13 protein-coding genes and 1 pseudogene are annotated in these 18,422 nt (G+C 73.2%); 7 read left to right on the top strand and 7 right to left on the bottom strand.

Annotated elements, in window-relative coordinates:
* Positions 1 to 38 precede the first annotated feature (38 nt).
* The gene (locus ABTZ54_RS17655; RefSeq protein ID WP_351663860.1) at positions 39 to 1,406 is read left to right on the top strand and encodes a streptophobe family protein; all 1,368 of its coding nucleotides are present in this window, start codon (positions 39 to 41) and stop codon (positions 1,404 to 1,406) included.
* 69 nt (positions 1,407 to 1,475) lie between these two features.
* On the opposite strand, the gene ABTZ54_RS17650 is transcribed toward ABTZ54_RS17655, so the two are convergent.
* From ABTZ54_RS17650 to ABTZ54_RS17640, 3 genes are read right to left on the bottom strand one after another with little or no spacing between them, the layout of a single operon-like run.
* A complete protein-coding gene (locus ABTZ54_RS17650) occupies positions 1,476 to 2,513 on the bottom strand; it encodes a serine/threonine-protein kinase (RefSeq protein WP_502997259.1) in 1,038 nt (345 codons plus the stop codon).
* Positions 2,514 to 2,545: 32 nt separating this feature from the next.
* Positions 2,546 to 3,325: a hypothetical protein gene (locus ABTZ54_RS17645; protein ID WP_502997258.1), complete on the bottom strand. Its 780-nt coding sequence runs from the start codon at positions 3,323 to 3,325 to the stop codon at positions 2,546 to 2,548.
* Positions 3,326 to 3,331: 6 nt separating this feature from the next.
* Positions 3,332 to 5,866, bottom strand: a complete 2,535-nt coding sequence (locus ABTZ54_RS17640) for an FHA domain-containing protein (RefSeq protein ID WP_351663858.1) — start codon at positions 5,864 to 5,866, stop codon at positions 3,332 to 3,334.
* A 114-nt stretch (positions 5,867 to 5,980) separates the two neighbouring features.
* Between ABTZ54_RS17640 and ABTZ54_RS17635 the strand changes: the two genes are divergently transcribed.
* From ABTZ54_RS17635 to ABTZ54_RS17615, 5 genes and pseudogenes are all read left to right on the top strand, one after another.
* On the top strand, positions 5,981 to 6,589 hold the full coding sequence (locus ABTZ54_RS17635; protein ID WP_351663856.1) for a TetR/AcrR family transcriptional regulator: 609 nt from the start codon (positions 5,981 to 5,983) through the stop codon (positions 6,587 to 6,589).
* A 259-nt stretch (positions 6,590 to 6,848) separates the two neighbouring features.
* Positions 6,849 to 7,529: a ThuA domain-containing protein gene (locus ABTZ54_RS17630; protein ID WP_351664257.1), complete on the top strand. Its 681-nt coding sequence runs from the start codon at positions 6,849 to 6,851 to the stop codon at positions 7,527 to 7,529.
* Between the two features lie 108 nt (positions 7,530 to 7,637).
* The gene (locus ABTZ54_RS17625; RefSeq protein ID WP_351663854.1) at positions 7,638 to 9,029 is read left to right on the top strand and encodes an NADP-dependent succinic semialdehyde dehydrogenase; all 1,392 of its coding nucleotides are present in this window, start codon (positions 7,638 to 7,640) and stop codon (positions 9,027 to 9,029) included.
* 70 nt (positions 9,030 to 9,099) lie between these two features.
* Positions 9,100 to 9,600: an NUDIX hydrolase gene (locus ABTZ54_RS17620; protein WP_502997257.1), complete on the top strand. Its 501-nt coding sequence runs from the start codon at positions 9,100 to 9,102 to the stop codon at positions 9,598 to 9,600.
* A 242-nt stretch (positions 9,601 to 9,842) separates the two neighbouring features.
* Positions 9,843 to 9,947 (top strand): annotated as a pseudogene (locus ABTZ54_RS17615) (IS5/IS1182 family transposase); the annotation flags it as partial.
* Positions 9,948 to 10,070: 123 nt separating this feature from the next.
* On the opposite strand, the gene ABTZ54_RS17610 reads toward ABTZ54_RS17615, so the two are convergent.
* The 3 genes from ABTZ54_RS17610 to ABTZ54_RS17600 form a co-directional block, all read right to left on the bottom strand.
* Positions 10,071 to 10,238, bottom strand: coding sequence for a hypothetical protein (locus ABTZ54_RS17610; RefSeq protein WP_351663852.1), 168 nt, complete (start codon positions 10,236 to 10,238; stop codon positions 10,071 to 10,073).
* Positions 10,239 to 10,607: 369 nt separating this feature from the next.
* Entirely contained in the window at positions 10,608 to 11,618 is a 1,011-nt protein-coding gene (locus ABTZ54_RS17605) for a PHP domain-containing protein (protein WP_351663850.1), read from the bottom strand.
* A gap of 19 nt (positions 11,619 to 11,637) precedes the next feature.
* Positions 11,638 to 13,710, bottom strand: a complete 2,073-nt coding sequence (locus ABTZ54_RS17600) for a SpoIIE family protein phosphatase (RefSeq protein WP_351663848.1) — start codon at positions 13,708 to 13,710, stop codon at positions 11,638 to 11,640.
* Between the two features lie 173 nt (positions 13,711 to 13,883).
* On the opposite strand from ABTZ54_RS17600, the gene ABTZ54_RS17595 reads away from it, so the two are divergent.
* On the top strand, positions 13,884 to 17,285 hold the full coding sequence (locus ABTZ54_RS17595; protein ID WP_351663846.1) for an ATP-binding protein: 3,402 nt from the start codon (positions 13,884 to 13,886) through the stop codon (positions 17,283 to 17,285).
* A 29-nt stretch (positions 17,286 to 17,314) separates the two neighbouring features.
* On the opposite strand, the gene ABTZ54_RS17590 is transcribed toward ABTZ54_RS17595, so the two are convergent.
* Entirely contained in the window at positions 17,315 to 18,223 is a 909-nt protein-coding gene (locus tag ABTZ54_RS17590; protein WP_351663844.1) for a siderophore-interacting protein, read from the bottom strand.
* Between the last annotated feature and the right edge of the window lie 199 nt (positions 18,224 to 18,422).

The raw sequence follows: 18,422 nt of genomic DNA, 5'->3' as shown, positions 1-18,422 counted from the left end.
GTACCGCCCGCAAGCGGACGGCGGCCACCGGTACTAGCGTGGGCCAGGTGAGCAATCGGCTCCCCACCCCACCCCGCACGTCCCCCGCCGACCGCCCCACGGGACGGCTCGCCCGTGACGTGGCTCTGGCCCTCCTCACGGTCGTCGCCGGACTCGTGGCCATGGGCGTCGTCGCCGGCCTCGGACTGTGGGCCGCGGGCGCCGCCGACCTCCCGGGCGGCGCGGGCGCTTTCGTCGCCGTCCTCGCGGCCGTCGTCGTCATGGCGGCGGGCGGGCAGGTCGGTCTCTCCGGATCCGCCGGCGATCTGGCGGGCACCCAGGCCGAACTGACCGCCATGCCGCTCACCGTCACCCTGGTGGGCGCACTCGTCACCGGCTTCTGCTTCCTGCGCCCGCTGCGCCACCACGCCGTCGCCCGCACCCGCGACCTGCTGTCCCTCGCCGTGCCGACCGTCCTGATCTGGCTGGCCGCGCTCGCGGGCCTCTCCGCGCTCGCCCGGCACGACTTCCCGATCAGCGTCGGCGGCGGCACGTCCCAGAACAGCGGCGACCTCGGAGACCTCTTCAGTGAGCTCCTGAACGCCGTGAACCCCTCGGTGGGCTTCCGCACCGACCTCGGCCCCACGCTCTTCTACGGCCTGCTGTGGATCCTCGGCGTCCTCGTCGTCGCCCTCCTCGTCTCCCGCAGGACCGCGCTGCCGACCCGGCTCGTCCGCCACCACGCGGCCGTCCGGCCCGCCGCCTCCGCGATGCTGCTGCTCGTCCTCGCGTACGTGGCGATCGGCCTCGTGATCGGTGTCGTCGTCGCCGCCACCAAGGGCCACGTCGCCCAGACGCTCGCCGTGCTCCTGCTCGGCCTGCCCAACGTCAGCTGGCTCGCGCTCGGCGTCGGCATCGGGGGTTCCTGGGAGGGCAAGGTGGACGGCCCGTTCGGCCTGCCCATGCCGCAGATCCTCGACGACGTGCTGCGCGGCGGGAACGGCGGCAAGGACCTGTCGACCGTCGACCTGTCCAGCCTCGCCTCCTACGACGCCCGCGCCTGGTGGCTGCTGCCCATCGCCGCCGTCCTGGTGCTCGCCGCCGCCTTCACGGCAGCCGTGCGCTCCCCGGCGCGCACGCGCCTCTGGCAGCACTCCCTCCACCTCGGCATCGCCTTCGCCGTCGCGATGCTCGTCATCACCCCGCTCACCCTCGTCGAGGCCCGCTTCGGCCTCTCGATCCTCGGCATCGGCGAGCTGGAGTCCCTGGGCGGCGAGGTCGTGCTCCGCCCGAACATCTGGAGGACCGTCGGCCTCGCCCTCCTCTGGGGCCTGGCGGCGGGCTTCCTCGGCGGCCTGCTCGCGCGTCCGGTACGGCGGCGGGGGGAGGTCGGGGGCGGGACGACGGGGGACGGGGGACGGGGGTAGGGCGGGGGACGCGGGGTAGGGCGGGGGACGCGGGGTGGGCCCGTTGCGGGCCGTCACTGGTCGGACGCGTCACCGTTCGAACGTGTCGCCGATCCGCCGGAACACCGGGCGCGCCCACGCCGGTGGCTCGGGTGGCGGGCCCTGTGGGCGCGCGCCGCCGCCGGTCTCGCGCGGCGGCTCCTTCGTCCGCTTCCCCCGCTCCAGCGCCGCCCGCAGCTCGGTCACGAACTCCAGGCAGGTCCCGTACCGCTCCTCGGGCGCCTTGGCCAGCGCCTTCGCGAGCACCGTGTCCGCCGCCTCCGGGAGTCCGGCCCGCACCTCCGACAGCGGAGGCGGCGGGTCGTACTGCTGCGCCCAGAGCACCGCGATGTCGTCGTCCCTGCGGAAGGGCACCACCCCGGTCAGCATCTCGAAGACGACGCAGCCCAGGCTGTAGACGTCGCAGCGGCCGTCCACCGGTTTGCCGGAGATCTGCTCGGGCGCCACGTAGTCCAGCGTGCCGACGAACTGCCCCACCGTCGTGAAACCGGTCAGGGACAGCGACTTCTTCGTCAGACCGAAGTCGGTCAGGTACACGTGCTCGGGATGGTCCCCGTCGGTGCCCTCGGCGACCAGGATGTTGCCCGGCTTCACGTCCCGGTGCACCAGGTCGTGGTCGTGCGCCGCGTCCAGGGCGGAGGCCACCTGGATCGCGATCCGCGCCGTCGTCGCGGGGTCGAGCGCGCCCTCGCGGTCCTCCATGGCCCGCAGGTCCTGCCCCGGCACGTACCGCATCGCGATGTACAGCAGGCCCTCCGTCTCGCCCGCCTCGAAGACCGGCACGATGTGCGGGTGATCGATCGCCGCGGCCACCCGCGACTCGTGCGCGAAGCGCCTGCGGAAGGTGTCGTCGCGGGCCAGCTCAGGAGCGAGCAGCTTCAGGGCCACGGTCCGGTCGAGGTTCAGGTCATGGGCCCGGTAGACCACCGCCATGCCACCGCGCCCGATCTCGTCCTCGACCAGGTATCCGGCGATCCGCTTGCCGATGAGTCCCGAGTCCCGGCCGACCGGCAACTCGGCGTACCCACCCGGTTCCGGCGCCGCACCGGGGGCGGTGTCGGTGGGCACGCCCGGTTCCGGAGGAACGCCGGGGGTCCCCATCAGCCCTCACCCGGCCTGCCGGGATCATGCCCACTCGGCCCGCCACCCGGCTCCGCCGGCCTCCCCACCACCCGCGTGGGCATCGCCCCGGGCGGAAGGTCGGGATCCGGCGGGGGTACGACCTGGGGCACGACCTGAGTCGGTTCATGCGGGGCCTGCGCTCCGGCGAATCCGTCCGAAGCACCGGCCTCCGCAGGCCCCCCGTCCGCCCCCTCGGGCACCCGCACCGCCGCGGCGACCGACGGCCCCGCAGAGGCCGCGTACGTGCTCAGACCGGTCCCGTCGCAGTACAGCCACCGCTCGTGCTCGGCGTCGTACAGCCACAGCGACTCGCCGTCGACGACCATCCCCACCCGCAGCCCGCGCGTGCGCCGCCGGAACGTCTCGCCGTCGGCCCTGCCCCCGGCCAGCTCCTCCGCCGCCCGCCGGTAGCGGCCCAGGGCGTCCTCCGCGCGGGCGATCAGCGGCCGGGGGTCGGCCGTGCGGGCGAGCGGGCGGCCCGCGGCGGGCGGATCGTCGGGTACGGAGACGAGGAGGCGCGCGTCGACCCAGGCGGACCAGCCGTTGGAGCACAGGATCCGCCCCCAGTCGCCGGCCCGGTCCACGAGCCGCACCGGCAGGAACGAGTCGAGCGAGGCCGTCGGCAGCCCCGGATCGGGCGTCTCCCAGGCGGGCAGCCCGTCGCGGGGCACCACGTGCGTGGGCCGGAAGTCGGGCACGTACGCGGAGTCGGGATCGGGATCGGGATGGGGGTGGGGATCGGGTACGACGCTGTTCACGGCACGCTACCTCCGCATCACGACGGGCTCGTGCCGGCGCAGCAGCCGGGCGACGACGAAGCCGAGGACGACACAGAGCACCACCAGCATCCCCATGTCGAAGAGCCAGGCGCCCACCGTGTGGGCCATCAGCGGGTCCGCCGTCTTCTCGCTCGGCGCGACGGTCCCGATGTCGATCGTCGCCCCCATCGCCGCGAACGCCCAGCGGGACGGCACCAGCCAGGCCAGCTGCTCCAGGACCGGCGTTCCCCGTACGTTCAGCAGGGCCCCGCAGAACACCACCTGCACGATCGCGAGGAGGACGAGCAGCGGCATCGTCACCTCCTCCTTGCGGACCAGCGCGGAGACGAAGAGGCCGAGCATCATCGCGGTGAAGGCGAGCAGGGCGACGGCCAGGGTCAGCTCCACCAGCGGGGGCATCAGGACGCCCTTGCCGTCGGGCACGTTCAGCGGGACGCCGATCAGCGCGACCAGCGTCAGGACCACCGCCTGCACGATGGTGATCGCCCCGAGGACCACGACCTTGGACATGAGGTACGCCGAGCGGGACAGGCCGACGGCCCGCTCCCTGCGGTAGATGGTGCGCTCCTTGACCAGCTCCCGCACCGCGTTCGCGGCCCCGGTGAGGACCCCGCCGACGCACAGGATCAGGAGCACGTTCAGGGTCGACTCGGGGCCGAAACGACCCTCCGACAGCGCCCGCGCCATCGCGCCCATGATGAACGGCAGGGCGATCATGATGGCGAGGAAGGTGCGGTCGGCGGAGAGGGCGGTCGTGTAGCGCCGTACGAGCGTCCGCAGCTGTGACCACCAGCTCTGCGCCTTCGGCGGCGGGGGCGCGGGCGCGGGCGGCGCGCCGAAGGCGTCGGGTCCCGGCCGGACCATGGCCTCGTCGATGTACTGCCGGTGCAGGCGCGAGGCACGGTACTGGGCGGCCCAGTCGCGATCACGGTCGTTCTCGAAGGCCTCGAACGCCTCCGGCCACTGGTCGAAGCCGAAGAAGCCGAGCGTCTTGTCGGGAGGGCCGTAGTACGCGACCCGGCCGCCCGGCGCGAGGACCAGCAGCCGGTCGCAGACGTCCAGGCTCAGCACGCTGTGCGTGACGACGATGACGGTGCGCCCGTCGTCGGCGAGCCCGCGCAGCATGTGCATCACCGACCGGTCCATGCCCGGGTCGAGGCCGGACGTCGGCTCGTCGAGGAAGAGCAGCGAGGGCTTGGTGAGCAGTTCCAGGGCCACGCTGACCCGCTTGCGCTGCCCGCCCGAGAGGCTGTGGATGGGCTGCCGCGCCCGCTCGGTCAGCCCCAGCTCCCCGATGACCTCCTCCACGCGGGCGCGCCGCTCGGACGCCGCCGTGTCCTCGGGGAAGCGCAGCTCGGCGGCGTACCCGAGGGCCCTGCGCACGGTGAGCTGGAGGTGCAGGATGTCGTCCTGCGGGACGAGGCCGATGCGCTGGCGCAGCTCCGCGTAGTCCCGGTAGAGGTCGCGGCCGTCGTAGAGCACGGTGCCCCGGTCGGCGGGCCGTAGCCCGGTGAGTGCGTTGAGCAGCGTCGACTTGCCCGCGCCGGACGGCCCGACGACGGCCAGCAGGCACTTCTGCCCGACGGGGAAGGTGACGCCGTCGAGCAGGGTCTTCCGGCCGTGGTCGACGGTGACGGCGAGCTCCTGCACGTCGAGCGAGACCTCGCCGTTGTCGGTGAACTCGACGAGATCGCCGCCGATGAGGCAGAACGCGCGGTGCCCGATGCCGATGATGTCCTCGGCCGTCACCCGGGCCCGGCCGACGGGGCTGCCGTTGAGGAAGGTGCCGTTGTGGCTGCCGAGGTCATGGATCCAGTACGTGCCGTCCGGCGCCGCCCGCAGCTCGGCATGCCGCCGCGAGACGGTCAGGTCGTCGACCACCAGGTCGTTGTCGGGCGCCCGCCCGATCAGGACACTGCGCGAGGGCAGCGGCCGCACGGAGGTCGGCTGCCGGAAGGTCCCCGTACGCCCGGGATACGAGACGGAGGAGGGGCGCGGGGGGACGGGGGGTGGGGCGGGCCCGTAGGGGGACGCCGCACCCGGCTCGGGGTCGGGCTGGGGCTGGGGCTCGGGTTCGGGGATCGGCGGGGGTACGAGCGGAGACGCGGCGGCGGGCTCGGGGATCGGCGAAGGTGCGGGCGGCGACGCGGAGGCGGGCGCATCCGGGCCGGGGGCATCCGGGCCGGGCGCATCCAGGCGGGGGGCCGCCGAAAGCACCGCCACCGGCCCGTCCGCCGGATGCCCGAAGCGGATGACCGTACCGGCCCCGACCGAGCTCAGATGCACCCGCCGGTCGTCGGCGAAGGTGCCGTTCGTGCTGTCCTCGTCCTCGATGGTCCACTGCCCGCCGGTCGCCCGCAGCACGGCGTGGTGCCAGGACGTCCTCGCGTCGGCCAGGACGAAGTCGCAGGTGGGGTCGCGTCCGATGCGATAGACGCGGCTCGGGTTCATGACGGTCGCGTCCCCGCCGATCTCCAGGACCAGCTCGGGTGGGGCGGGCGCGACGGGCCGCTCTCCCATGTCCGAATCTTAGCTTCGGACGCCGGTCCATGCCCGGGAGGGCCGCCGGTATGGTGGTCGCCCCGCCGCCTGCGGGAGAGGCCGGACGACGGGTGGGAACGAGGAGGAGAGACCGTGCCGAAGGGTGTCACCGGGCGCCGGCCGCGTACCCGCGCGGCCCTTCTGACCGCGGCCCTGGAGACCTTCGCGGCGTACGGGTTCCACGCCGCGAAGATCGAGCAGATCTGCGAGCGCGCCGGTTACACGAGGGGCGCGTACTACTCGAACTTCGCGAGCAAGGAGGAGCTCTTCCTCGCCCTGTTCGACGAGCACAGCGACCGGATCGTGCGCCGCCTGGCGCAGTCGGTGGACGCGCTGGGGCCCGAGGAGTGCACGCTGGAGCGGATCGCGGAGCTGGCCGCACGGGTGGAGCCGGACGAGCGGGACTGGTACCTGGTCAGCACGGAGTTCACCCTGCACGCCATCCGCGATCCGCAGGCGGCCTGGGTACTGGCCCGGCACGACGCCCGGCTACGGGCCGAGATCGCCCGGGGCATCGAACTCGTCCTGCGCAGGGCCGGCCGCGAACTGACCGTGGACGCGGACCACTTCGCGCGGCTGGTGGTGGCCCTGCGCGAGGGCGGCCTGGCACAGAGCTACGTCGAACCGGCCGCACTGCCCCCGGGGACCCTGGAACGCGACTTCCTGGCCCCGCTGTTGGCGTCCTGCACCCGCCCGGTCTGACCCGGGGGATCCCCAAGCCACACAGAACCGAATCCAATGCGGCGATCGCCCTTGCGACGCACGGATATCACTGACTACGGTCGCTCCGGGCAGCGGGAAAGCGCTTGCTGCCCGGAGCGCACCGGGGAGCGTCGTGAGCGATGTGAGCAACGTGTCCGACGAGGGCGGCGTGTCTGACGTGAGCAACGTGTCTGACGCGGGCGGCGTGGGCTGCGTGAACGACGTGGGCGGCGTGAGCGACGTGGGTGACGTGGGTGACGTGGGTGACGTCCGCGACACCCGCGACGTCCTCATCTACACCCGCACCGCCGGCTACCGCCACGACTCGATCCCCGCCGGAGCCGCCGCGCTCGTCGAACTCGCCGCCGTCGTGGGCCGCCCCGCCGAGACCACCGACGACCCCGGCGCGTTCACGCCCGCCCGCCTCGCCCGCTGCGCCGCCGTGGTCCTCCTGTCGACGACCGGCACCGTGCTCACCGACGCGGGCCGCGCCGCCCTCGAAGCGTACGTACGGGCCGGCGGGGGGCTGCTCGCCGTGCACGCGGCGGCCAACGCGGAGCCCGACTGGCCCTTCTACGGCGAACTGCTCGGCACCCGCTTCGCCGGCCACCCGGAGATCCAGCCGGGCACTGTGTGCGTGGAGGCGCCGGGCCACGCGGCGACGGCCTGCCTCCCGGCCCGCTGGGAGTGGACCGACGAGTGGTACAACTTCACCGCCAACCCCAGGGCCACCGGCGTACGCGTGCTCGCCCGTGCCGACGAGACGGCCTACCGGGGCGGCACCCTCGGCGCCGATCACCCCCTGGTCTGGTCCCGCGAGACGGGCCCGGGCGGCGGCCGCTTCCTGTTCACCGCCCTGGGCCACGCCACGGAGGCGTACACGGACCCGGCCTTCCGCGCCCACCTGGCGGGCGCCCTCCACTGGGTGACCGGCGGCTGAGCCCCGCCCCCCGCACCCGGGCGTGTCACCCCACCGCACCGCCCCGATTGCGCCCGGCGCCAGGGCACGAAAGGTTTCCGGAGGGGGCGGAGGCCAGGAGGAGACGACATGGGCATCGCCACCGTGAACCCGGCGACCGGCGAGACGCTGCGCAGGTACGAGGCCCACGGGCCCGCCGAGATCGAACGCCGGATCGATGCCGCCCACGAGACGTACCGCCAGTACCGCACGACGCCCTTCGCGGAGCGCGCCCGACTGATGAAGGCCGCCGCGCACCTCCTCGACGAGGACACGGACGACATCGCCCGCACCATGACCACGGAGATGGGCAAGCCGATCGCCGCGGCCCGCGCGGAGGCCGCCAAGTGCGCCAAGACCATGCGCTGGTACGCGGAACACGCCGAGGCCCTGCTCGCCGACGAGCACCCGGACGAACACGACGTCCAGGACGCGGGTGCCGACAGGGCCCGGGTCCACTACCGGCCGCTCGGCCCGGTCCTCGCGGTGATGCCGTGGAACTTCCCGCTCTGGCAGGTGATCCGCTTCGCGGCGCCCGCGCTGATGGCCGGCAACACGGGGCTCCTCAAGCACGCGTCCAACGTCCCCCAGACCGCCCTGTACCTGGGCGAACTGTTCCGCAGGGCGGGCTTCCCCGAGGGCTGTTTCCAGACCCTGCTCATCGGCTCGGGCGCGGTCGAGGGCGTGCTGCGCGACCCGAGGGTGGTCGCCGCGACGCTCACCGGCAGCGAACCGGCCGGCCGCTCCGTCGCCGCCATCGCGGGGGACGAGGTGAAGAAGACGGTCCTGGAGCTGGGCGGGAGCGACCCGTACATCGTCATGCCCTCCGCCGACATCCCGCGCGCCGTCAAGACCGCCGTGACCGCGCGCGTACAGAACAACGGGCAGTCCTGCATCGCGGCCAAGCGCTTCATCGTCCACCAGGACGTCTACGACGACTTCGCCGAACGCTTCACCGCCGCCATGAACGCCCTCACCGTAGGCGACCCCCTGGACGAGGACACCGACGTCGGCCCCCTGGCCACCGAACAGGGCCGGACCGACCTGGAGACCCTCGTCGACGACGCGGTACGCCGAGGCGTCACCGTCCTGTGCGGGGCGAGCCGCCCCGACGCCCTGCCACGCGGCTGGTACTACCGGCCGACCGTCCTGACCGGCATCACCCCGGAGATGCGCATCCACCGCGAGGAGACCTTCGGCCCCGTCGCCACCCTCTACCCGGTCGCCGACATCGAGGAAGCCGTAGCCGTAGCCAACGACTCGCCCTTCGGCCTCAGTTCCAACGTGTGGACCCGCAAGGAAGAGGACATCGCCTTCTTCGTACGCGACCTGGAAGCAGGCGGCGTCTTCGTCAACGGCATGACCGCCTCCCACCCCGCCCTTCCCTTCGGCGGAGTGAAGCGCTCAGGCTACGGCCGCGAACTCTCCGGCCACGGCATCCGAGAATTCTGCAACCCGACAACAGTCTGGCAACGCGGCTGACCCCTCCCGGGGTCAGCACGCTCCTGCCCGAAAGGCGGTCTTGTCAGTGGGCTCTGCCAGGGTGTGCGTCGTGGATGAACTGGTGGAGCGTGTCGACGATCAAGATCGTGTGCTGGGGCCGGTCAGCCGCCGGCAGGCCATCCGGGAGGGCTGGCTGCACCGAGTCGCCGTGACGGTGTGTCGTGACGAGCGTGGACGGATCCTCGTCCACCGACGGTCGGAGGAGGTATCGCGCTTCCCCGGGCTCTATGAGCTCGGGGTCGGGGGCGCCGCGAATGTCGGCGAGCCCTATGAACAGGCCGCCGCGAGGGAGCTGGCCGAAGAGGTGGGCATTCGCACGCTGCCGCGCCTGCTGTTCACGTTCATCAACCGCAGCGGCTTGAGCCCTCACTGGCTCGGCGTGCATGAAGCCGTGGTGCCGGACAACGTGGTCCCCAATTCCGATGAAGTCGCCTGGCACGGCTGGCTGACCGAGCCGGAGCTGCGATCGGCCCTGCTGGAGTGGCGCTTCACCCCCGACAGCAACGAGACCTTCACCCGGTATCTGACGTTCCGGACCGCGCGGTCCTGATCTCACCGATCGCGCTCAAGCTCAGCGCCTGTCGATCGCCTTGACCACCTTCAGCGACGCGGGTCCAGACACAGGAGTCGTTCCCCGAGTGTCAGTTCCGTCCGTGGTGGGCGTGGTGGAGTCGGACGTGACCAGTCGGTCGGCGATGGGCCGACCACCGCCGAACCCTGGAGGCCATGGCGTGGAAGTACCGCACCTGCTCGCCCTGGCGTGACCTGCCGGACGAGCCCGGTTCGTTCCAGGGGGCTCCAGGCCGGGCCGAACCCGACGACCACGCCCTCGGACGCTCCCGCGGCGTCCTGAGCACGAAAGTCCACCTCGCCAGCGACAGCCGTGCACGACCCCTCGCCCTTTGCGTCACCTGGCCATGCGAACGCACAAGCTCGCCATCGCCTGCCAGGCCGCACTCCACCTCGCCACCATCCTCATCTGGGCACGGCGATGACTGATGACTACGGAGCAACGGCGATTCAGTCGTAGAAGAAGAGCTCAAGGTCCTCGACGGATCCAGGCCCGGTGAGGAAGCCCTCGGCCTTCGCGATCTCGTCTTCTGGTGGCAGCTCACCCTTCAGGAGCTGCCGCATCCAGATCTCTCCTTGCTCCCCGACCGCGTAGATGCCGGACAGCAGCTCGGCCATGCCAGCAGGGTTGGGTGGGACGTGTCCGGCGACGGGTTGGAGCACCCACCCGCCTGATCGGGCCGCGAGCCGCAGTACCCCGGCCCAGTTCGCGACCCTCCCGATGCGTACGTGCCACGAGTCCTCGCTGAACGGGGCCATCCGTCCGCCATGGAGTGGGTTTGTGGCGGCGCCGATGTCGTGGATGACTTGCCGCTCCACGGCGTCGCGGACCCAGCGCCCTTCCTGCGCTTCCTCAATGGCGGCCTCCCACCACTTCCACCCGCCGTCGAGTCGGTCCGCGAATGTATCCATGTGGACAGGCTTCCATGCGCGATGCCGCAAGTATCAAGGGGGCGCCGACCTGCGGATCCATCAAGGCGACAGGCCCTAGCTCCGCGCCCACCCCAGCAGCTCCTCCGCCGACCAAGTGTTGATCACCCGCTCCGCCGGGACCCCGCACTCCTCGGCCCGCGCGCAGCCGAGGATCTGCCACTCCAGTTGGCCCGGGGCGTGGGCGTCCGTGTTGATTGCGAAGTGGGCTCCGGCGGCCATGGCGAGGTGAAGGAGGCGGTGGGGTGGGTCCAGGCGTTCGGGGCGGCTGTTGATTTCGACTGCCGTGCCTGTTTCGGCGCAGGCGGTGAAGACGCGTTCCGCGTCGAACTGGGACTCGGGGCGGAGCCGGCCGCCGCTCACCAGGCGGCCTGTGCAGTGGCCGAGTACGTCGAGCAGAGGGTTGCGGACGGCCTTCTCCATGCGGCGGGTCATCGCCCGGGGCTCCATCCGCAGCTTCGAGTGGACCGAGCCGACCACCAGATCCAGCCGGTCGAGCAGCTCCGGCTCCTGGTCCAGCGAGCCGTCCTCCAGGATGTCGCACTCGATCCCCGTGAGCAGCCGGAACGGCGCCCACTCCTCGTTCAGCCGGGCCACCAGGTCCAGTTGCCGCCGCAGCCGCTCGGCGGAGAGGCCGCGTGCCACCTTCAGGCTCGGCGAATGGTCCGTCAGGACCGCCCACTCGTGCCCGATCCGGGCCGCCGTCCGGCCCATGTCCACGATCGTGCTGCCGCCGTCCGACCAGTCCGAGTGGAGGTGGCAGTCGCCGCGCAGCGCCGCCCGCAGCGTCTCGCCGCCCGACACCTCCGGCACCGGGATCTCCCGCTCCAGCCGCTCCAGATAGTCCGGCACCCGCCCGTCGAGCGCCTCCCGCACGACCGCCGCCGTCTTCGGCCCGATGCCCTTCACCGACTCCAGGCTCCCCGCCGCCGCCCGCCGCGCCACCTCCTCCGCGCCCAGCGCCGTCACCGCCGCCGACGCCGTACGGAAGGCACGGACGCGGTACGTGGGTGCCTGCGAGCGCTCCAGCAGGAACGCGATCCGCTCCAACGCCGCCACCGGGTCCATCGGCCGCACCCTCCTCCCGTCAGCCCGCCGGGCCCGCCGCGGGCGCGGGCCCGATCTCGCACCACACCGCCTTGCCCTCGCCCCGCGGCTCCACACCCCAGCGCGAGGCCAGCGCGTCCATCAGCAGCAGCCCCCGGCCCGAGGTCGCCGCCTCCCCGGGAGTACGCCGCCGAGGCCACGCGCTCGAACGGTCCTGCACCGAAAGACGCACCCGCCGCACCGGCTCCGGCAGCACCTCCAGGGTCAGCACCGCGCCGCCCTCGGTGTGCAGCAGCACGTTCACCAGCAGCTCGCCCGTCAACAGCTCGGCGTCGTCCGCGAGTTCCGGCATGCCCCAGTCCACCAGCGCCTGACCCACCGCCGCCCGCGCGTCCGACAGGCCCTGCGGGTCGGCCTGGTGGATGTACTGATGGATACGCGGCGCCCGCGGCGTACCCGGGTCGGGACTCCTCCGCAGCACCAGCAGCGCCACGTCGTCCCCCGAACCCCAGCGCTCCCACAGCTGCTCGGACAGATGGTCGGCGAGCGCCTCCGCCTGCGGCGGACCACTGCTCACCGCGTCCGCGAGCGCCGAAAGCCCCGCCTCGATGTCCGTCCCCGGCTGCTCGACAAGCCCGTCCGTGCACAGCACCAGCGTCTCGCCCGGCACCAGATCGAGCCGGGTCTCCGGGAACTCCTCGTCCCCGAACACCGTCGCGAGCCCCAGCGGCAGCCCGCCCCGCAGCTTCGGCCGGCCCACCCGCCCGTCCGTATGCCGGATCAACGGCCCCAGATGCCCCGCCCGCACCCCACGCACCGTGCCGCCGGCCAGATCCACCTGGGCGTACGTACAGGTCGCGAAGCGGTTCGTGTCCAGCTCGGCGAGGAAGCGGGAGGCACGCGCCAGCACCGTGGACGGGGCGTGGCCCTCGCCCGCGTACGCCCGCAGCGCGATCCGCAGCTGCCCCATGATCGCCGCGGCGTGCGTGTCATGCCCCTGCACGTCGCCCACCACGATCCCGACCCGCCCGCGCGGCAGCGGGATCACGTCGTACCAGTCACCGCCGACCTGCCGGCCGCTCCACGCCGCGTGATAGCGCACCGCGATCTCGCCCCCGGTGATCACCGGGATCCGGCGCGGCAGCATCGTCGCCTGGAGGCCGGTGGCCAGCTCCCGCTCCTCGTCGAAGAGGATCGCCCGCTGGAGCGACTGCGACACGATCGCCGCGAGCCCCAGCAGCAGATTGCGCTCGTCCGCGTTGAACGTGCTCCGCCGCCGGTAGAACAGCGCGAGCCCGCCCAGCTTGCGGGCCTGCGCGATCAGCGGCAGATAGCAGGCCGACTTGAACGGCATCCGGTTCACGTACGACGCCAGCTCGGGAAAGTCCCGCCCGAGCGAGGCGAACGTCGGGACGAACCGCGGGCGACCGCTCAGCACCGTCTCCGCCATCGGCAGCCCCTGGTCGAGCCGCCGGATCCGGAAGTCGTCGAACACGTCCAGGGACTCCCCGGACAGCGCGATGATGTTCAGGGAGTCGTTCTCCACGAGCCCCAGCGCGAGCCCCTCCGCGCCGAGCCGCGCCAGACCCCCGGGGCCGGTCAGCGCCGCCGTCACGTCGTCCACCGTGACCGCCCGCGACAGCGCGTGCGTCGTCCGCTCCACGATCGACGTCTGCACCTCGCGGCGCTTCTCCAGCTCCAGGAGGAACGCCGAATGCGTCACCTCGGCCGTCGCGTCCCGCACGATCCCCACGATCCGGTACGCCAGGAGCCCGTCCCGGCGCAGGATCCTCGCCTGCACATGCGTCCATTGAGGTGTCCCGTCGGGACGTTCGAGTCGGACGTGCGCGGTGTACGAGGACTCCCCGCCGGTGATGGCCCGCTTGATCACCGCGTCGAGCCGGGACCGCTCCTCCGGGTCCAGCCCGCGCACCAGCGTCGCCGGCCGCCCGTCGAACTCCTCCGGGGCGACCCCGAAGACCAGCAGCCCCGCGTCGTCGACATCGATGGTGCCCGTGTCGAGATCCCAGTCGAAGCTGCCGGTACGGTTCATGGCGAGCCGCTCGGTCGGCCCGATCTCGCCGCCGTGCGCGCTCCGCTCGTCTTCGGTCATCCTCCCCATTGTCGAACCGGCACCCCCTGGACGCCATGGCGGCGACACCGCCGTATGGGTGAATCCCTGGGGGATTTCCCGGCGGGGTTTGCTCGGGGAGCTCCCTGGGGCTTTCCGGGGCTTTCCGGGGCTTCCCCGGCGGGCTTCCCCGAGGTGTTCGGCAGAATGGGCCGGTGCATCCGTCCTATCGCATCCTCGGCCCCGCCCAGGCCCTCCGCGCCGACGGCCGCGAGGCCGCCCTGAACGGCACCCGCCTCCGGGCCCTCCTCACCGCCCTGGCCGCGGCGGGAGGGCGCCCGGTGGGCACGGACGCGCTGATCGCGCAGGTGTGGGGGGACGAGGAGGGCCCGGAAGCGGGCGCCGAGGCCATGCGCGGTGGGACTGGGACGGCCCCCGCGGCCCCCGCGGCCGCCGCGGGTGGCAGCACCGCGGCCGTCGGTGGCCGTCTGGCCGCCCTCCAGGCCCTCGTCGGGCGCCTGCGTCGCGCCCTCGGCCCCGACGCGGTCGCCTCGGAGCCCGGCGGCTATCGGCTCGTCGTCGCCGCGCCCGAGGAGATCGACGTGTTCCGCTTCGAACGGAACGCCGACGCCGCCGCCCGCGAGCTGGACGCCGGCCGCCCCCAGCGGGCGGCGGAGCTGCTCGACGAGGCCCTTGGTCTCTGGCGGGGTGCCGCACTCGCCGACCTCCCCGGCCATGACATCGACCCCCTCGCCGTCCGCGCCGAACGCCGCCGCACCCGCGCCCGGCGCGACCGCCTCGCCGCCGCCGTGGCCCTCGGTCACGCCCAGGACGCCCTCGCCCCGCTGGCCGACCTCGTCGCCGAGCACCCTCTCGACGAACCCCTGCACGCCCTCCACCTGCGCGCCCTGCGCGCAGCGGGCCGCCCCGCAGAGGCCCTCGCCGCCTACGAGACCGTGCGCACCGCTCTGGCCGAACACCTCGGCACCGACCCGGGCCGCGAACTGAAGGAGCTGTACGGGGAGTTGCTTGCCGGATCGGAAGCCGAGCCCGTCGCGCCCCGCCCCGCCGCCCTGCCCCTCCCGCTCACCTCGTTCCTGGGACGGGAGGCCGAATTGGCGGAGTTGGCCGAGGATGTGGTGAGGTCGCGGCTCGTCACCCTCCTCGGTCCCGGCGGGGTCGGCAAGACGCGCCTCGCCATGGAGGCCGCCCGGGGTGTCGAGGCGGGCCCGGCCGACCCCGAGCGGCGGATCGAGGTGTGGGTGGTCGAACTCGCCTCCGTACGCGAGGAATCCGCCGTTCTCGCCGCCGTCCTCACCGCACTGGGCGCCCGCGAGACCCAGCTCTGGAGCGGCCCCGCCCTGGCCGAGCCGACGGGCCGAGACCCGCTCGCCGCCCTGGTCGAGCACTGTGCCCGCCGCCGGATGCTGCTGGTTCTCGACAACTGTGAGCATGTGGTGGGTGCGGTTGCGGGGTTGGTGGAGGTGTTGTTGGCGCGGTGTGCGGGGGTGACGGTGCTGGCGACGAGTCGGGAGTCGTTGGGGGTGCCGGGGGAGGTGGTGCGGGTGTTGGGGCCGTTGTCTGTGGGGGCGGGGGTGCGGCTGTTTGGTGAGCGGGGGGCTGCGGTGCGGCCTGGTTTTCGGGTGGAGGAGGTTGCGGGGGCTGCTGAGGAGATTGTTCGGCGGTTGGATGGTCTGCCGTTGGCTGTGGAGTTGGCGGCGGCTCGGTTGCGGATGTTGACGGCGGGGCAGATCGCGGAGCGGTTGGATGATCGGTTTCGGTTGTTGACGTCGGGGGCGCGGACTGTGTTGCCGCGGCAGCAGACCTTGCGGGCGGTTGTCGACTGGTCGTGGGAGTTGTTGGACGGGGCCGAGCGGGCTGTGTTGCGGCGGTTGTCCGTTTTTACGGGTGGGTGTGATCTGGAGGCTGCGGAGGGGGTGTGCAGCGCCGCCTCTGGTGATGTGGGGGATGTGTTGGGTGTGTTGGGGGCTCTTGTCGACAAGTCGTTGGTGGTGGTCTATGAGGGGGAGGGGGGTATGCGGTATCGGTTGTTGGAGACGGTGGGTGAGTATGCGGGGGAGCGGCTTGACGAGGCCGGGGAGCGGGAGAGTGTCGAGCGGCGGCATCTCGTGTACTACCGGGAGCTCGCCCGCCGCATCGAGCCCGAACTCCGTGGCTCCCGGCAGGCGTTCGCCGTAGCCCGCTTCGAGACCGAGCACGACAACATCCGGGGCGCGCTGCGGACCGCCGTACGGCTGGGGGAGGAGCAGGAGGCGCTGTGCCTGGTCCACGCCATGAGCTGGTTCTGGCAGCTGCGCAACCACCAGCTCGACTCCCGCACCTGGGCCCGGGCGGCCGCCGGCCTCGGTCCCGACCCGTTCCTGGCGCCGGTGCGGCGTGCAGAGCCCTTCGCCGGGCGGTGCGTCGACGTACCGCCGCCGTGGACGGGGGAGCGTCTGTGGGAGGCGCGGCGTGGTGGACAGCTCTTCGTCCTCGCCACCGAGGGCGGTGAGGGCGGTGAGAGAGGCGAGGGCGGCGGCGGTGGCGGCCTGCTGGAACGCCCCGAGACCCGCGCCCGCCTGGACGCCGTCGTCGCGGCGTACCGCCCCGGACTGCCGCAGACCTGCCGCCAGCCCGGCGCGATGTGGTACTTCGCCCGGCTCATGACGGGCGGTTTCGGCAGCCTCGACGAGACCCTCGCCGCGATCGTCGCCGCCGCCCGCGCGCACGGCGAGGACTGGGACGTGGCCTTCGGCCTGCTCCTGCGGGCCAAGCTGCTCGGCGAGCAGCCCGGTGACGCCGAGGAGGCGCTGGGCCTCTTCGAGGCCGCGGGCGACTCCTGGGGCATCGCCGAATCGCTCGCCGCGCGCGGCGAGACCTACGAACGGGCCGGGCGCTCCGACGAGGCCGCCGCCGACTTCGCCCGTGCCATGGAGGCCGCGGCCCGGCTCGGCGCCCACTCCCAGGTCCCCGTCTTCAAGGCGCTCCTCGCCGCCGTCCGGCTCCGTACCCGGGCCGTGGCCGACGACCCCGTGGCCTGGGCGGACGCGGAACGCATGCTCGCCGAAGCGGCCGACGAAGCGGGCGAATCGGGGGTGGAGCCCGTGAGCACCGCCCGCCTGCTGCTCGCCCAGCACTACGGGAACACCGGCCGCACCGATCTGGCCCGCGCCGAACTCGACCTGATGGAAGCCGAGTTCGGCGCGGAGACCCCGGGCCTGTTCCGTGGCATGCTCGGCGGGCTGCGCGGCTGGCTGGCCTGCGAGGAGGGCGCGTACGAGCAGGCGACCGCTCATCTAGCCCGCGCCGTACGGGAGATGGAGGTCCTGGCGTACCTCGTCGCCCCCTATCTCGTCGTCGCCCAGTTCGCGCCCGCCGCCTGGGCCCGCGCGGGGAGCGGGTCGCCCGAGACGGGCGCCCGCCTGCTCGGCGCGTACGACACCCACCGCGGTACATCGGGCGGCGCGGGCTTCCGCCCGTACACGGTCCCGACGGAGTCGGCGATGCGGGAGCGGGCGGAGGAGACGCTGCGGAAGGCCCTCGACCCCGAGGCGTACCGCGTCCACTACGGGGAGGGCACCGGTCTTACGGTGAGGGAGGCGGCGGCGCTGGTGTAGCGAGCCCTCCCCCCGCTCCCGGCGGCCCCCTACTGGCCGTCCCGCAGTGCGAGCCGCTCCCGCGCCTCCGCCAGGTCCTCCTCCGTAGGGGAGTCGTCCTGGGTGAGCTTCCTGCGCCAGTACCCGGCGAAGTCGACGGCGCGCCGGTCGAACCCCCGCTCCTCGACGAGGTGGCGGCGCAGCGCCCGTACCGTCGCCGCCTCGCCGGCCAGCCACGCGTACGGCCGTCCGGCGGGGAAGGCGGCCGCCCGTACGGCGTCCTCCGGGGAGGCGTCGCTGTGCAGCCAGCGCACGGTGAGCCGCCCGGCCGTCGGCAGCGGTTGTTCCTCGGCCGCGTCGGCGACCTGGACGTACGCGAGGGCGCGGTGGCCCGGCGGCAGGGCGGCGACGAGCGTGGCGAGCGCGGGCAGCGCGCACGCGTCGGCCACCAGAAGGGCCCAGTCGCCGGTGCCGGGGTCGACGGGCGGGGCGAAGTGGTCGGAGGGCCCGAACATCCCGAGGACGTCCCCGACGCGGGCGCCCCGTGCCCAGCGGGTGGCGGGCCCGTCTCCGCCCCCGTCCCCGCCGTGCAGGAGGAAGTCGACGTCGACCGTGGCGGCGGCGGGGTCGTGGGAACGCAGCGTGTAGCTCCGCATCCAGGGCCGCCGCTCCTCGGGGATCGCGCTGTACGCGGCGTACCAGCGCATGACGTCGCCGTCGGGGTCGGGGGCGGGCAGTACGGGCTCGGGCTGCCCGAGGCGCGGAAAGTACAGCTTGACCTGCCGGTCGGGGCCGGCGAGCGATACCTCGGCCAGGGACGGGTCGCCGAGGGTGACGCGGACCATGCGTGGGGTGACCGGGCGGACGGCGGTGACGGTGAGGCGGCGGAGGGGGAGGGGCTGGGGTGCGGGTGCGGGCCCGGGCTGGGCGCTGAGGCTGGATGGGGGTGTCGTCGTCATGGGGCTCCTCGTAGGGGGTGGGCGCCCTCCCCGTATCCGGGGAATGGGCTCATCCGGGTCATGGGCTCCCGCCCACCCTCCCCGCCGCTATCGACGTGGCGTCGACACGGCACCGACGCGCCGCCCGCACGGCCTTCCGCCCGGATGCGGGAGCGGAGTCCGGACACGAGAATGGCGAGTGCCTGCAGAACATGAGGAG

It is taken from the genome of Streptomyces sp. NPDC094032, assembly GCF_040303965.1.
GTDB lineage: Bacteria > Actinomycetota > Actinomycetes > Streptomycetales > Streptomycetaceae > Streptomyces.
This window is presented reverse-complemented; position numbering and strand designations above follow the sequence as displayed.